This is a genomic window from Vibrio sp. Vb1729, from assembly GCF_033338655.1.
GTDB classification, from domain to species: Bacteria; Pseudomonadota; Gammaproteobacteria; order Enterobacterales; family Vibrionaceae; genus Vibrio; species Vibrio alginolyticus.
The window spans coordinates 200,347-215,493 of sequence record NZ_JAWOTB010000048.1 but is presented as its reverse complement, the minus strand read 5'-3'; the positions used below and the strand labels follow the sequence as shown (position 1 = coordinate 215,493).

Here is a 15,147-nt window from a genome sequence, read left to right as displayed (position 1 = left end):
TTGATTATTCATATTCGTGGTGATGGTTTACCGGAAAAGTATGAGCAATGGCCCTTGAGTCGTTGCTCATGCTGATCATGACGGGTAACAAGAGTATTAAAATTATGGTGGTGTTTACCGCAACGAAAAACACCATGATGAGGGCGTATATCGCAAGTAATAGGCTTTTTCTGTTTTCATTAAGGCTGCGGAAGCAAAAGCGAATAAAAAGAAAATAACCACCAAACAGCAGACCGATACCAAGCAATCCGTATTCAATTGCGGTATCTAACACAAAGTTGTGGGTGTAGATCGCCAGCTCATCATAATTAAAGTAACTGATCATAAAGTTGGGTAACATTTTCGCGCCGACACCTAACACTGGGTGTTGAAGTAAAATATCTAGCCCATTGGCAAGTAAAAGTTTTCTATGAAGATTCGATACCCAGCGTGCTTCACTTTGGTTGGCAAATAAGACGTCTTCTTGGGTTATTTCCAATGTGTCTGCTAGCGTTTCAAACCCAGCGTAGAGTGTGGTTGTGACGGCAGTAAACACAATGAAGCTCAAGGCTAATAAAATCGTCCACGTGTACGTTTCGCTGAGCGATTTTCTCATTAAGTTTTTTACGAGCAGTTGGTCAAAGAAGAAAAGCAGACAAAAACCAAGTAGCGCTTTTCTTTCTTGTGACAACACCAGTAATACTAAAGCTACGAGCATCAAAAGGTGGAAAGCGCGAACTTTATCTCGATAAAGGTACAGTAGTGAGCACAGTACACCGAACCCGTATTTACTTACCCCGAGTAACTTAAACCCGCTTTGATAGCCCTGAGCAAAGTGCCATAAGGCAACGAGCGTACAGATGAAAAACAGCAGATAAGTGAAATAAACCATTACCCATTCATCATCAAACACGCCATAGGCGTACATTAGGCTAAGCAAGCAGAGAATCGCCAGCCATTGCACGGTTTCTATAACTAGCGGCATTAGGGGGACGCGATTTAGCAGGCCATTTAAGAACACATACCCAGTGAACAATACGAGGAACCCCATGCAGGGATGCATGAGTTTTTCAGCTTTTCCTTCCAATACCACTAACGCTGTAAAACCAATGGACAAAAGACTTACGATGTCTGATGGTGCTAGTGCTATTCCTCCAGCACGAAACTTCATAGGAATAAAGAACAATGCTAATAGGCATGCTGCAAACCATGAGGCTCGATGGCTCGATGGCGCGGAGCTATTTGTTGGTGCAAAGCTGCTGGTAGATTCCATAGTAACCTTCACGAAATTTATCGATGGTGTAGAGAGAGGCCCTATTGACTGAGTATTGACTTGCAGCGTCATACCGCTCAACACTTTCACACAGCTGGAGCACTTTCTGGCTCAGCTCATTTGAGTTACCAACCTGAAATAAATATTCGGCACGTCCGGTGACGTCATCCAAACCGGGTACGTCCGATGATAATACGGGTAAGCCTGCTGCCATGGCCTCAACCGCCGCCAAGCCAAAGCCTTCGACATGCGATGATTGCACGTAAATGTCCATGTCGTTCAAAAACGCTGGAACATCAGAAACTACCCCATGAAAGTGAACACGTTGCGTGACGTTGAGCTTTGTTGCAAATGCTTGCAGTGGCGATTTTTTTTCGCCATCTCCAGCAAGATGGAGCTCGTATCGTCTTGGTAAATGGACAAGTGCTTGGATAAGCGTTTCATGATCTTTATGTTGGTGAAGTCGGCCCACCATGCCAATCTTGATGACTGGTTTGTCGATCAGGTGGCTGGCGCACTTCGGCATCATAGGAAACCTTTTTAAATCAACGCCATTGTGCACCACGTGATATTTATGTTGGTAGCGAGGCATGAACTTCACCAGTTCATCTTGTACTTTTTCACTAATACTGACCGTCAAGTCGTGGCCCCAATACAAGACATATTCCATGAACTTAAACAACGGATAGTCACGTCGACGGTTGTAAGAGCAGTGCTCAGTCTGGATTCGTTTTTTACCTACCGCCAATAGCGCTAGATAAATGGAAGGGTAGAGGTGCCCGTGAACGACATGCGGCCAACGCAGCAAACAGTATTTCTCACTCAATGACAAAGTGCGCCAGTTAAAACACTCTATCCCTTGGGCGGATAGCGTTGGTAAGTAATCATTTTCATCACACAAGACCAAAATTTTGATTTCGTATTCAGGCTTATGTTCTAAAACAAGGTCGACTAAGAACTTCTGAGCACCGCCGTTCTGAGAAAGATCATTAATAATATGTAGAATCTTGGTTTTCATGATTAATTGGTCAGATATTGCTGTTTAAGGTCGGTGATTTCTGCATTTGAGAAAAAGTGCTTCGTCAATTTAGAATTCAGCATTTCTTCAACGTACTCGGGTGTAGGTTGAAATTGCGTTTTGAATTCTTTCATTAGTGGCGAGTACCATTTGTTGTCTGACTGATTTTCATAAACAACATCCACGGGGTAACCTAAAAAGTCTTCAACTGCGGAGTTAGCCTTCGCTAGCTTGTCACTTCGAATGACCAACAGTGAGAAGTTGTTGTTGTGGTATGTTTGATAGCCTACTTCGTGATTAAAAGGTTCGTTAAACACATCAATCCCTGTTAGTTGTTTGATCTCGTTGTCAAACCACTGCAGCGCATATTGATGATTCATGTGCTTATCAAATGCCTCTTGGAGTAACTGCGGACGTTCGGTACGTATTGCGCTGTCATCCTTTAGATATTTGTCCGCCATCCAAAAAGGAAGTGCTTGAAAGAACATTGAGACATTTCGTCCGATCGGTTCACGCACCAGCGAGATGATTCGAACTTTTTTCTTGCGCTTTAACATTTGGCTCATTGTTATGCGCTTTAGTCGTCGCTTTAACGCATTGATCTGAGGCTTATGCAATTGCGCTCTAACAGGGGATATTTGTTTTTGCGCATCGACAGTCATAAGGTCGTGCAAGTGAATCGAGTTAGGAATGGAATGCTCTAATGCACTCGAACCTACTTTGCCCATTTGATAGATCAATACCGGTTGTTCTTGGCTTTTCAAGGTTTGGTACCAAGATAGGTTTACGTTAGTAGGCGTATTTCTGGACATAAAGCGTCTCTCCTTCCTTGGCCTTGGCTTGTGTGATTAAGACGCCAAGAGATGGAACTGAGTGTTGTATTTGTTTAGATAACGCAAGGTTAACCAGTGATGATTTTGTTGATTCTGAGCGAATGACGGTGATCAGACCATTGGCATACTGACCAAGAATAAGTGCGTCACTCACTGACAGTAGGGGCGGCGTATCGATAATGATCCGGTCATACTTATTTTGAAAATGTTCGAGCAACTTTTTAAAGCGATCAGAAGCCAGTAATTCCTGTGGGTTTGGCGGAATTAGGCCGGCCGATAATACATCTAAGTTGGCTTCTTTTATATGTGTAACACAATCTTTGATTGGCGTATCCATCGTCAGGATATGCGTTAAGCCAGGGCTTGATTCAGCAATACCGAATCGCTTTGCGATGGAAGGTCGACGTAAATCGCAGTCGATGATCAACACCTTTTCCATTTTTGAAAACGACACCGCCATATTGATACTGGTCGATGTTTTTCCTTCTTCTGGAATAGCAGAGGTAAAGGGCAATATCTTTTGCTTCGTGTTGGTTAATCTGAGCAGAAGCGAGGTTCTGACCGAGCGGCAAGCTTCACTAAATAGCTTTTCTTCATCATCTAAATACGCGGTATAACTGACGCCGTTTTTACGCAAATTGCGTTTTTTGACCATAGGAATCACACCTAAACACGTAACACCAAGTTTTTCCTGCACATCGGCTGCGCTTCGGATAACTTCTCGCATCGTTTCTAAGATGATGACTAGAGCGCAAGCAATGGCAAAGCCAAAAAAGGTGGCAATTAGTACCAGTTTGATTCGTTGTGGTGCCACCGGGAATAGAGGAATGATGGCTTTATCAGTAAAGCGAGCAGTGACATTCTTGTAGTCGCTGGTGGCGTTGGTCTCTTTCTCACGATTTAAGAACGCTTCATAGAGTGCCTTATTGGATTCAACCTCGCGTTTTAACTGTTCGTAACGCGCTTTTTGTGACCCTAACGATTGGAAGTCTGACTTTTTGTTATCGAGCTCTGCTCGAAGCATGTCCTCTTGCGCTTTTGCAGCAAGAAGGTCTTGTTGCTTACTGAAGGAAATGTCCCGGATGAGTTGCTGGGTTCTTGATTGAATTTCAGCAAGCTGTGCTTTCGCCTGAATCATTCGATCATGCTTAGGTCCGTAGCGCTGTGCCAGTTCAGAGAGATTTTTGGCTGCCTGTGCTTCCGACAATTTTAGATCGCGGATTTGCGCTTGATTAGCGAATTCATCAATTGACAACAAGCTGTCTAAACTTTGCGAAGATTTACGTCGTAACAGTTGGATTAACGTCTGCGCTTCAATACGCTTATTAACAGCGATATTCAGCTTGCGAGTGAGTTCTTCTAGCTCATTTGCGTAAATTTCATCAATACCGTTGATATCGATCAACCCTTCTTTTAACAAGAATTCTTGCAGCGCTTGCTCCGAGTTACGTAATCGCTCCTCCAATTTTTGAGAGTTATTTGTCAACCAAGTAGCCGCATTTTGTGTAACGACCAATTTGGCTTCAAAATTTGCGTCAATATAGGCTTGGCCGACCGCGTTGGCGATTGTCGTAGCAAGCTTAGGATCGGTAGAACGAAAGCGAATTCTGACTAATTGGGTGTTACGTACTGGCTCAATATCGAGTTTACTTCTGAAAGCTTGAAGTGCCTGATAATAGGACTCTGAAAACTGCGCGGTTTCTTTTGGGCTTGGTGCCACATTCAGTAGGTCTTGAACAAAAGGAATCGACTTTATTTGGTCGATTTTTTTATTTAACCCCCCTGAGCTTGTGAATTCAGGTAATTGGGTGAGGTTCAGCTCCCTAATTACCTTATCTGCAATATGATTCGATTTTAAAATGGCGATTTGCGTTTGAAAGTACTCTTTTTTTGTCGTGTCGACGCCATATACTTCCTCGATTGAAAGGGCGCTTTTTTGCTCCTCTTGGATGAGTAGCGTAGCTGTAGCTTGGTATATCGATGCTTTGGAGTAGATATACCAAGTACAAGTTAATGAGAACAGAAGCGTGAATGCTGCGATGCTTAGCCAATTCTTTTTAATCGCTTTGAAGTGATGGCCAAAACGAATCAGTTCTACTTTGTTCATCTGGAGATTATTTGGATGAGTCCCGTTCATTTGATTCCCTGTCACTTAAAAGAAGCTCTGGTCAATAAATACAATGTCACCAGGTTCAACGTTGCGGTGCATACTGACCCCCTCCATCGTTTGACCTGTTTTATGCTTGGTGAGGTTAATGCCTTTGCGTGAGGCTCTGTCGGTCAAGCCACCTGCCAGAGCGATGGCCTTCTCTATGGTTAACCCTGGACGGTACTCAAATCCACCAGGTTTCCTGACTTCTCCATTAACGTAAAACAGACGAAAGTTATTGATGGTGACCATCACTTTTGGATTGATGAGATAATCGCCTTTTAAGCCCGTTTCTATTTCGTACTTGAGTTGTTTTGGTGTTTTTTTGATTGCTTTAATTCGGCCAAGGTAGGGGTAATCAAAGTAGCCATCTGACGTTATTAGAATATTTTTAATCGTAAGATCTTCTTCACCATAGACCTGCACGGAAATGGTATCGCCAGTATCGAGTAAGTAATCTTCCTCGTTTGAGTCAGCGTTGACCAAAGTGCTAAATAGCAACAACGCTACACTCATGAATTTGATGAATGCCTTCATTAATAATCCTTTTTACAGAGAAAACTGTGCGCTTAAAGTCCAAATGTTTTGTTCGAAGCTATAACCCGATCGGCTAGAGTTTTTATCTTGGTATTGCCAATCGGCTTGCAGCTGTATCCAACGTTTGATCTGATAATCGATACCAAAAGATAAAGTGTACCGATCGTCGTTTCTGGAGATTCCCGTGTAATCATCTTGTTGATAAACAGCACCTAAGCGAGTTGCAAGGTAACTATTCCAATCGTGCTTCAGGTTCAGTCGGTAACGAGTTTGTAGGTTGTAATCGCCATCTTGATCGGGGTTAACCGCCGCTTGAGTGGTTTTCACGCTGACTAGAGTTTGTTCTTGAGGCAACCATTCAAAGCCGATATCCCAACTAAAGCCTTTAAATGTCTCTCGTTGAGCGCTGTCAAAATCTTTGATTTGATAACCGAGTCGAGCGATGCCTTTGGTTTTTCCTGTAACTTCCCATTCGGCACCGGTGTAATAGAAACTGGTGTTGTTATCTTTCGATGGCTGCGCAGAATTTCGGTGTTGATAATCGGTTACGATTTGGTTTGTTCCGACTAACCAATAGGTTCTTGGCGTCGCTCTTAAATAGAACTCCAAATGTGCATTGGGAGCTCGAAAATCGTTGTATTTAGTTTTAGCGTTTGGGCGCCCAGGCAAGCCGTCACGATAGTTTTGATAGGTTTTATCACTATAGCCTAAACCGAATTCGAGTCTGCCTTTGGCACCGTTAGAGCCAAAGACATAATTGGTTTTTACATCGTTACGGTTGAACTCTATTGGTGAGTCGATTGCGCTACCATTACCTTCGGTAATATCTTCTCCTCGAACTTCATGCTGGGCGCGAAAACGGTAATCAACCACTAAACGATGACGATGATTAAATTCGAAAAAGTTGGAAAACTGAAAAGTGTGGTCGTCGAAGTCGTTGCGATCGTCAGATGAAAAGCCCGCTTTTAACTTATATAAAATATCTGCGCGATAGCGATTCCGTTCTATACGTGCTAGTAAGCTTGGTTCTATACCCCAAATATTGACCGATTCCACATTGCCGGATTTTTCCGCTTTATTGATGTTGTCATCTCCCTCGTAGAAAGTTTTTACGAGGGGAATCAACTCTATACCAGACTCGGTTTGGTAAGCCATCGGTTCTGCGAGCAAATCAGTAGAAAACAGACTCAATGCTATTGCCATTGTCAGTTTCTTCATAATCTCAACCTTAGTAAGCGTTAGCACCAGTGAAGCCTTTGAAAACGGTCATAAAGATGATTTTGATGTCCATCCAAACCGACCAATGGTGGATGTAATCCAAATCAAACTCGACTCTCTTTTCCATTTTTTCTAAGGTGTCGGTTTCGCCGCGATAACCATTAATCTGTGCCCAGCCAGTAATGCCTGGTTTTACTTTGTGACGTAGCATGTAGCGATCCACGATCTGACGGTATTCTTCATTGTGTGCCACGGCATGAGGGCGTGGGCCGACAATAGACATGGTCCCTTGCAGTACATTGATAAATTGAGGTAGTTCGTCCAAAGAGGTGCGACGCAGAAATCCGCCAAAAGGCGTAATACGAGGATCGTTCTTTGTCGCCTGTTTCACGTTGGAACCTTGATCCATGGTTGTCATTGAACGGAACTTCCAGACTTCAATCTTGCGTCCATCAAGACCGTAACGATGTTGTTTAAAGATGACAGGGCCTTTAGAAGTTGCCTTAATGCCAATCGCAATGACGAATAGAATAGGGGCGATTAAGACCAAAATAATGCTCGAAAACAAGATGTCTTCAAACCGTTTTACCCAAGAAGAAATTCCAGCAAAAGGTGTATCAAAGACACTTAGTGTTTGAACTTGGCCGATCTGCGCCCAACGAGAATGTAAAAGGTTATAAGTGAAGAAGTCGGGAATCAGATACGTATTTGCGGTGGTATCTGAGAATTGGTTAAGAAGTGACGCAATGCGCTCTTTTGCGTGCATTGGCATCGCGATATAGACGTAATCTACTTCCCCTTTTTTAGCTCGCTCAAGGGCGTGGTCAACAGCTCCTTTAATAGGATAATCAGAATTTGGCAATCTGTCGGAAGATCGTTCGTCGTAAAAGCCATCAAAAAGCACGCCGTGTTCTGTGTGGTTTTGAATTTCGTTAGCTAGGGTAATGCCGTGAGGAGTTTGGCCGATGATGATTGCAGTGCGAGTGTTGAATCCTTTTTTTCTCAAATAGGCTAATCCGGTACGGAATGTTACTCGCCATGCCAAAAGCAGAGCGGGCGTAATCGCAAACCACAGCGCTAAAATTGTGTTATCAAATAAGGTATGGACTTCAGAAAAATACAGCACAACAAAGATAAGTGCAGAAGTCACCGCCCAAGCAACACAGACAATAAACATCTGCTCTTTAAACGAACTGGTTCGCCAAGAGCGATACAGATTGCCGCTTTCTGCCATAAATAGAAAGGAGATGCCTCCAACGAAAGCCAATATGACGTAATCTTTCCCCATCGCAGTATTCATGTCTTTGAACACTAAAAGCAGCATAAAAGAGACGATGACAGCAAGATCTGAGATGCGATATAAAAAAGCGAACTCCATCTCATGAGAGCGGATAAGTCCTTTTTGTTTCATGACTCAGTTTCCCTTCTGACACGCTACCGCCCTTGGGTGTCTTCCCCAATTGCCGTGTCGTGAACGTTATTAGTAGTTGGTGCACAGAGCATTCTGTTGAATGCTACTGAGTTTTTTTGTCACGTGTAATTTCGTTGATAAGTGTAAAAATTTGCGTTGTTGAGGTAAGTGGAAATAAGAATGATATTTAGCCCTTTGGCTAAGTTTGGCGGGTTAGGAAAAAGCTGGTACTTACTTATGAGGAATGAGGAAAAGTATTAAAAATGAAGTATCAGTACAAAGACAATGGTTTATGTGAGGGTAGAAGAAACGGGTGATTTGATTCGTTAACGATTAATGATTTAGTATCGAATTGCTGATATTTATTAAGATAAAAAAATCCCTCTCAAGTGAGAGGGATTTTTTTGAGTAAGGACGAATGAACTATTCGACTTCTACGCCGTTTTCTTTGTATAGGCGGCGGCATGCGCGACCATCACTGTGGAACAGGTGACAACGATGAGCTGGAATACCGATCTCGATTTTATCGCCAGTGTCGACTGCAAGTGTGTCAGGCTGACGGAAAATAACGTCGGCGTCCGCGCCTTCTAGATTTAGGTATACTTGAGTTTCGTTACCTAGCTTCTCAACAATCATCACTTCACCGTGAATACTTGCATCGGCTTCAGAAGCGGATAATAGGTGCTCAGGGCGAATGCCTAAAGACATTCGGTCGCCGCGGTTAACTGTTGTACCATCCACCGGAATCCAGAAAGATACGCCGTTAGATAGTTGAACTTTGACGCGCTCTGCTTCTACTTCATCAATGAATACGCTCATGAAGTTCATTTTCGGAGAACCGATAAAGCCAGCTACAAAGCGGTTTTGTGGGTAATGGTAAAGCTCAAGCGGCTTACCAACTTGCGATACATAACCGCCGTCTAGTACAACGATTTTATCTGCCATTGTCATCGCTTCTACCTGATCGTGCGTTACGTAGATCATGGTACAACCAAGTTGGCGCTGAAGTTTCGTGATTTGTGCACGCATGTTTACACGCAGTGCCGCATCCAAGTTTGATAGTGGCTCGTCTAGAAGGAATACATTTGGCTGCGATACCAATGTTCGGCCAATCGCCACACGTTGACGCTGTCCACCAGAAAGTGCTTTTGGTTGGCGCTCAAGCAAGTGGCCTAGTTGTAGGATTTCTGCTGCTTGTTCAACACGCTTGTCGATTTCTGCTTTGTCTGCTTTTGCTAGTTTCAAGCCAAATGACATGTTGTCATATAAGTTAAGGTGCGGGTAAAGAGCGTAAGACTGGAATACCATACCAACACCACGTTTGGATGGTTCGACGTCATTCATGCGCTGGTCACCAATATACAAATCACCTGAAGTAATGTCTTCAAGACCGGCAATACAACGTAAAAGGGTAGATTTACCACAACCTGATGGACCTACGAAAACAACAAATTCACCTTCGTTGATTGTTAGGTCTACGTTCTTAGAAATCAGTACGTCGCCATACGCTTTACAAACATTTTTTAACGTGACACTCGCCATGTAGCTCGTCCTCGATCAATTTTTTATTATTCACCGCTCATCATTATATGAATTATCTAGCGAGCAGTAACAGTAGGAATCGGTAAGTTCTTGCGGTTGGTAAGAAAAGTAGGGTAGCACTTCAATAAAATGTCCTGAATAGAAGTGCTACCCATCATAGCCAAGTACGAGTTTCTCTCCCCCACATTATTCGTATTGTCTCCCCCGTGAAATAATTACCACAAACAACACTAATAATGACATTCCACTCGTCTGGCAATGCAAAACCAGCAAATCTTTTTCCTAATACGTAGGCACTGCTGGGAAAGGGTTCTTACCATCCACTCTTGGATGACTGCAGTTTCTAAGATTGTGCGTAGTGCGACATCCTCCTAATAGAAATAATTGTAGGGGGAGTAGAAAGGGAGGAGTAAAAAAGGAGGAGGAAGAAAGCAGTTGGTCGGAAATCACATTATTGCACCACCTAAAGTTGAAACCGATCACAGGAACTATCCATTTTGTGATTTGAGTCTCTTACCCTTGGCGATTTAGATCACGAAAATACGTCATAATTGTAAGGGCGTAGGGATTAGGAGGATGAGACATATTGGATTATTTCAGATGATATATGTCGAAATACGGCTGAACCTCAATGGACTAGCCCTACATCAAAAATATAAAAAGGATACGAACATGAAAAAGTTAAGCGCTGTAGCACTAGGTACTCTTGTTGCTTTGGGTTCTTTTGGTGCTAATGCAGCCATCGAAGAAGGACAACTTACTATCTGGATCAACGGTGATAAAGGCTACAACGGCCTTGCTGAAGTTGGTAAGAAATTTGAAGAAGACACAGGCATTAAAGTGACTGTGGCTCACCCAGATGGCCTTCAAGACAAATTCCCTCAAACTGCAGCGACTGGCGACGGTCCTGATATCGTATTCTGGGCTCACGACCGTTTCGGTGGTTACGCAGAAGCTGGCCTGCTAGCAGAAATTAAACCTTCTAAGAATATTCAAGAAGGTATCGTTGATTTCGCTTGGGATGCAGTACGTTACGACGGTAAATTGATCGGCTATCCAGTTGCGGTTGAGTCTCTATCTCTAATCTACAACAAAGACCTAGTTCCAAACCCACCAAAGTCTTGGGAAGAGGTTGCAGCATTAGATGCAAAACTTAAAAAAGACGGCAAGTCTGCAATCATGTGGAACCTAAAAGAACCGTACTTCACTTGGCCACTAATGGCGGCTGATGGCGGCTACGCGTTCAAATACACTTCTGAAGGTTACGATGTTAAAGACGCTGGTATCGCGAAAGAAGGCGTTAAAGACGCAATGAGCTTCGTAAAAGGCTTAGTTGATAAAGGCGTAATCTCTGCGGATATGGATTACTCAGTGTCTGAGTCTGCGTTCAACCAAGGCAAAACAGCGATGACGATCAACGGTCCATGGTCTTGGGGCAACATTGAGAAGTCTGGCGTTAACTACGGCGTGACTACGCTACCTAAGTTCCAAGGTCAATCTTCTAAGCCATTCGTTGGTGTTCTAACGGCTGGTATCAGCACTGCGTCTCCAAACAAAGATCTAGCAGTTGAGTTCATTGAGAACTACCTACTAACAAACGAAGGCCTACGTATGGTTAACAACGATAAGCCTCTAGGTGCGGTAGCACTTAACTCGTTCCAACGTGAGCTAGATTCAGATACTCGTATCGCAGCAACAATGGACAATGCGATGAACGGCGAAATCATGCCAAATATCCCTCAAATGAACGCATTCTGGGGTGCGGCTAAGAACGCAATCATCAACGTAGTTGACGGTCGTCAAACTGTCGATGCAGCTCTTGCAGATGCAGAAAAACAAATGACTAAATAATTAAGTAAGACCTTTTTAAGGAGGAGGCAACTCCTCCTTACTTTTCTATATTTATTCTATATTCGCTAGCAGGTTCCCTATGCAGTCAGTTCAAGGTACAAATGCTATGACAGCACCAGAAGCCAGCCTTCCGAGCAGCAAAAAAGTGTTCATGAAATGGTCACTTTTAGGCACAGTCGGCATCATCAATGGCTACGCAACAATCCTTATGTATTCTCGCGGTGAGATTGCGTTTGCACTACTTACGCTCATTCTTACCGCTTTAGCGTTGTTCATCTTTGGTAGTAAAAAGACGTACGCACACCGTTACATCTACCCTGGTATAGCAGGGATGATCCTTTTCATTCTTTTTCCTTTGGCGTACACCATAGGTTTGGCGTTTACCAACTATAGCGCGAAGAACCAACTCTCTTTTGATCGCGCTCAGAACGTACTTTTGGACCGAACTTACCAAAGTGGTGATAGCTACCCGTTCACTTTGTATAAAACGGAGCAAGGCCATCAACTTGTGGTTGAAAAAGATGGTGAGCTACTTGCAAGCCCGACTTTTCAGCTTGATAACCTTTCAGCATCGGAGTTTGATCTTTCACCAATTGAAGAAGTAACGGGTGAAAAAGAATCAATCAAGGCGATTGTTAAGAACCGCAGTGCGTTGAGCAGTGTCGATTTACATTTGCCAAGTGGTGATGATATCCGCATGAGTGGGCTGCGCAAATTTGCTGCAGTTGTACCTTTGTACACATTACAAGAAGATGGTGAAACGCTTTACAACAACCGGACTGAAGAAGCGCTACGTCCAAATATGGAAGTAGGTTACTACCAGCCTGTCGATGAAAACGGTCAATTTGTTGGTAGCACAGTGTCACCAGGTTTCGTGGTGAACATTGGTACCCACAACTTTGAGCGTGTTTGGAAAGATGATGGTATCAAAGAGCCGTTTATCAGTATCTTTATCTGGACCATTGTTTTCTCTGCGCTAACCGTATTGTTTACGCTTGTTATTGGTCTGGTCCTTGCCAGTGTGGTTCAGTGGGAAGCACTTAAAGGTCGCTCAGTTTACCGTTTGTTGCTAATCCTGCCTTATGCAGTTCCGGCGTTTATTTCTATCTTGATCTTTAAAGGTTTGTTTAACCAAAGCTTTGGTGAGATCAACATGTTGTTGGAAGGCTTGTTCGGCATTAGCCCGGCTTGGTTCTCTGACCCGTTCATGGCGAAAACCATGATCTTAATTGTGAACACTTGGCTTGGTTTCCCTTACATGATGATTTTGTGTATGGGCTTACTAAAAGCGATTCCAGACGATTTATATGAAGCATCAGCAATTGATGGTGCGAACTTTGTCACGAACTTCACACGTATCACACTACCAATGATGTTGAAGCCGTTAACACCATTGTTGATCGCGAGTTTTGCATTTAACTTCAACAACTTCGTACTTATCCAGTTGTTGACTGGCGGTGGTCCAAACATGATTGGTACATCAGAGCCTGCGGGTTACACCGACCTGCTAGTAAGTTACACCTACCGAATCGCATTCGAAGGTGCTGGTGGTCAAGACTTCGGTCTAGCAAGTGCAGTAGCAACGCTTATCTTCCTATTGGTTGGCGCATTGGCACTTATCAACCTACGCGTAACTAAAGTAGCTCAGGACTAAGGAGAAATTACAATGGCAATGGTACAAGGTAAGTCATTAAAGTATCGTGTTTGGGCTACTCATATTGCAATGTGGGCATTCTTGGCACTGATTATTTTCCCTTTGCTGATGATCATCGCGATTTCATTCCGTGAAGGTAACTTTGCAACGGGTAGCCTGATCCCAGACAACCCAACACTTGATCACTGGAAATTGGCATTAGGTTTCTCGGTGACTAATCCAGACGGTACAGTTACACCGCCACCATTCCCAGTAATGACATGGCTGTGGAACTCGGTAAAAGTGGGTGGTATTTCTGCAATCCTAATCGTGGCGCTATCAACCACATCGGCTTACGCGTTTGCTCGTATGAAGTTCAAAGGTAAGAACACCATTCTTAAAGCGATGATGATCTTCCAGATGTTCCCTGCGGTGTTGGCACTGGTTGCTCTGTACGCGTTGTTCGACAAACTGGGTCAGTACATTCCTTTCCTTGGTCTGAACACGCATGGCGGTCTGATCTTCGCTTACTTAGGCGGTATCGCACTGCACGTTTGGACCATTAAAGGCTACTTCGAAAGTATTGACTCGTCTCTAGAAGAAGCAGCGGCTCTTGATGGTGCTACACCATGGCAAGCATTCCGTTTGGTATTGCTGCCACTGTCTGTGCCAATCCTAGCGGTAGTCTTCATATTGTCGTTCATCATGGTAATTGGTGAAGTTCCTGTAGCGTCACTACTGCTTTCTGATGTAGACTCGTACACACTTGCAGTGGGTATGCAGCAATACCTATATCCACAAAACTACTTGTGGGGTGACTTTGCCGCAGCTGCTGTACTTTCAGCAGTGCCAATCACTGCCGTATTCTTACTTGCGCAGCGCTGGTTGGTTGGTGGTCTAACCGCTGGTGGTGTGAAAGGATAATCTCTTGTGGTCTGAGATTGATAAGAATAACTAGAAAAGGGCGACCACATGGTCGCCCTTATACTTAGCACGGATATTACAATTTTGGTTTGGCCGCCGATCAGTAATATCTTGGCTTTTATTGGCGTTACGCATAGCTGGCTGTTAGCTTAGTTCCTTACGATTCAATCACTAACAGTTTTTGTAACCATAACCTGAGTTTAGACTCAGGTTTTTTTATGCCTGTTAAAGGCAATTGTGCAATAAGTAGATAGAGATTAGCGGCTTTGCAATGGATTACACAGGGCTTGAATAATGCCCTGCGTAGCACTTCACATAAATAACTAGAGCTTAGTAAAAAGCTAAATTGAGGTAGGGAAGGAAGAGATTAAAACTCTCGGCTGGAAGGTGCGCATCCAACGTATTGAAGCAGCGTGTACAAACTTTCTTGCTGCAGTGCGACGCGACGAAATAGATTAGCAAAGGTAACGTCACCGCCAAAGCAAGTTTGAATGTAATGATTAATTTCTGTTTCGTTATACCCCTCGACGTACATGGTTCTCACCCACTGGTACTCGACCGCTTTTAAATTGGTCAACGTCTCTTCACTTAAGGTCGTTTCTTTTAGTCTCAAGATCCAAACTCTATCCAACTCTAAAATAATGGATGGATTTAAGCAAAGCTAGGTGAAGGATTTATGACAGAGAAGGGCGAGCGTGAAACAAATGGCAAAACCATGATGTTGCTCCACACTCTGGGTCTAGGTAACGTTGAGGTACTTAATAGCGTTCTTAACGGAT

Annotated in this window: 12 protein-coding genes; 3 read left to right on the top strand and 9 right to left on the bottom strand. The window is 43.6% G+C overall.

Going from position 1 to position 15,147, the window contains the following annotated elements; translation table 11 throughout:
* Positions 1–4: 4 nt before the first annotated feature.
* The 8 genes from R7E29_RS20315 to malK all read right to left on the bottom strand — a co-directional run bounded on the left by R7E29_RS20315 (position 5) and on the right by malK (position 9,960).
* Entirely contained in the window at positions 5–1,252 is a 1,248-nt protein-coding gene (locus R7E29_RS20315) for an O-antigen ligase family protein (protein WP_170889995.1), read from the bottom strand.
* On the bottom strand, positions 1,218–2,270 hold the full coding sequence (locus R7E29_RS20310; protein ID WP_170889996.1) for a glycosyltransferase: 1,053 nt from the start codon (positions 2,268–2,270) through the stop codon (positions 1,218–1,220). The genes R7E29_RS20315 and R7E29_RS20310 overlap by 35 nt, the downstream gene beginning before the upstream one ends.
* 2 nt (positions 2,271–2,272) lie before the next feature.
* Entirely contained in the window at positions 2,273–3,082 is an 810-nt protein-coding gene (locus R7E29_RS20305) for a putative capsular polysaccharide synthesis family protein (protein WP_170889997.1), read from the bottom strand.
* On the bottom strand, positions 3,060–5,240 hold the full coding sequence (locus R7E29_RS20300) for a GumC family protein (protein ID WP_213906721.1): 2,181 nt from the start codon (positions 5,238–5,240) through the stop codon (positions 3,060–3,062). The genes R7E29_RS20305 and R7E29_RS20300 overlap by 23 nt, the downstream gene beginning before the upstream one ends.
* A 15-nt stretch (positions 5,241–5,255) precedes the next feature.
* Positions 5,256–5,789 (bottom strand): polysaccharide biosynthesis/export family protein, encoded by a 534-nt coding sequence (locus R7E29_RS20295; RefSeq protein ID WP_005375265.1) that lies wholly within the window; start codon positions 5,787–5,789, stop codon positions 5,256–5,258.
* Positions 5,790–5,801: 12 nt separating this feature from the next.
* Complete coding sequence (locus tag R7E29_RS20290) at positions 5,802–7,007, bottom strand: outer membrane beta-barrel protein (RefSeq protein ID WP_213899129.1); 1,206 nt, start codon at positions 7,005–7,007, stop codon at positions 5,802–5,804.
* 10 nt (positions 7,008–7,017) lie between these two features.
* Entirely contained in the window at positions 7,018–8,418 is a 1,401-nt protein-coding gene (locus tag R7E29_RS20285) for an undecaprenyl-phosphate glucose phosphotransferase (protein WP_042521578.1), read from the bottom strand.
* 423 nt (positions 8,419–8,841) lie between these two features.
* The gene (gene malK, locus R7E29_RS20280; protein WP_005375271.1) at positions 8,842–9,960 is read right to left on the bottom strand and encodes a maltose/maltodextrin ABC transporter ATP-binding protein MalK; all 1,119 of its coding nucleotides are present in this window, start codon (positions 9,958–9,960) and stop codon (positions 8,842–8,844) included.
* A 672-nt stretch (positions 9,961–10,632) separates the two neighbouring features.
* On the opposite strand from malK, the gene malE reads away from it, so the two are divergent.
* The 3 genes from malE to malG all read left to right on the top strand — a co-directional run bounded on the left by malE (position 10,633) and on the right by malG (position 14,368).
* Positions 10,633–11,811: a maltose/maltodextrin ABC transporter substrate-binding protein MalE gene (gene malE, locus R7E29_RS20275; protein ID WP_064369667.1), complete on the top strand. Its 1,179-nt coding sequence runs from the start codon at positions 10,633–10,635 to the stop codon at positions 11,809–11,811.
* 79 nt (positions 11,812–11,890) lie between these two features.
* Positions 11,891–13,465 (top strand): maltose ABC transporter permease MalF, encoded by a 1,575-nt coding sequence (malF, locus tag R7E29_RS20270; protein WP_017821250.1) that lies wholly within the window; start codon positions 11,891–11,893, stop codon positions 13,463–13,465.
* A gap of 12 nt (positions 13,466–13,477) precedes the next feature.
* Entirely contained in the window at positions 13,478–14,368 is an 891-nt protein-coding gene (malG, locus tag R7E29_RS20265) for a maltose ABC transporter permease MalG (protein WP_005375275.1), read from the top strand.
* A 367-nt stretch (positions 14,369–14,735) separates the two neighbouring features.
* Here malG and R7E29_RS20260 read toward each other — a convergent pair whose 3' ends face one another.
* Entirely contained in the window at positions 14,736–14,981 is a 246-nt protein-coding gene (locus R7E29_RS20260) for a hypothetical protein (protein WP_005375277.1), read from the bottom strand.
* Positions 14,982–15,147: the final 166 nt, after the last annotated feature.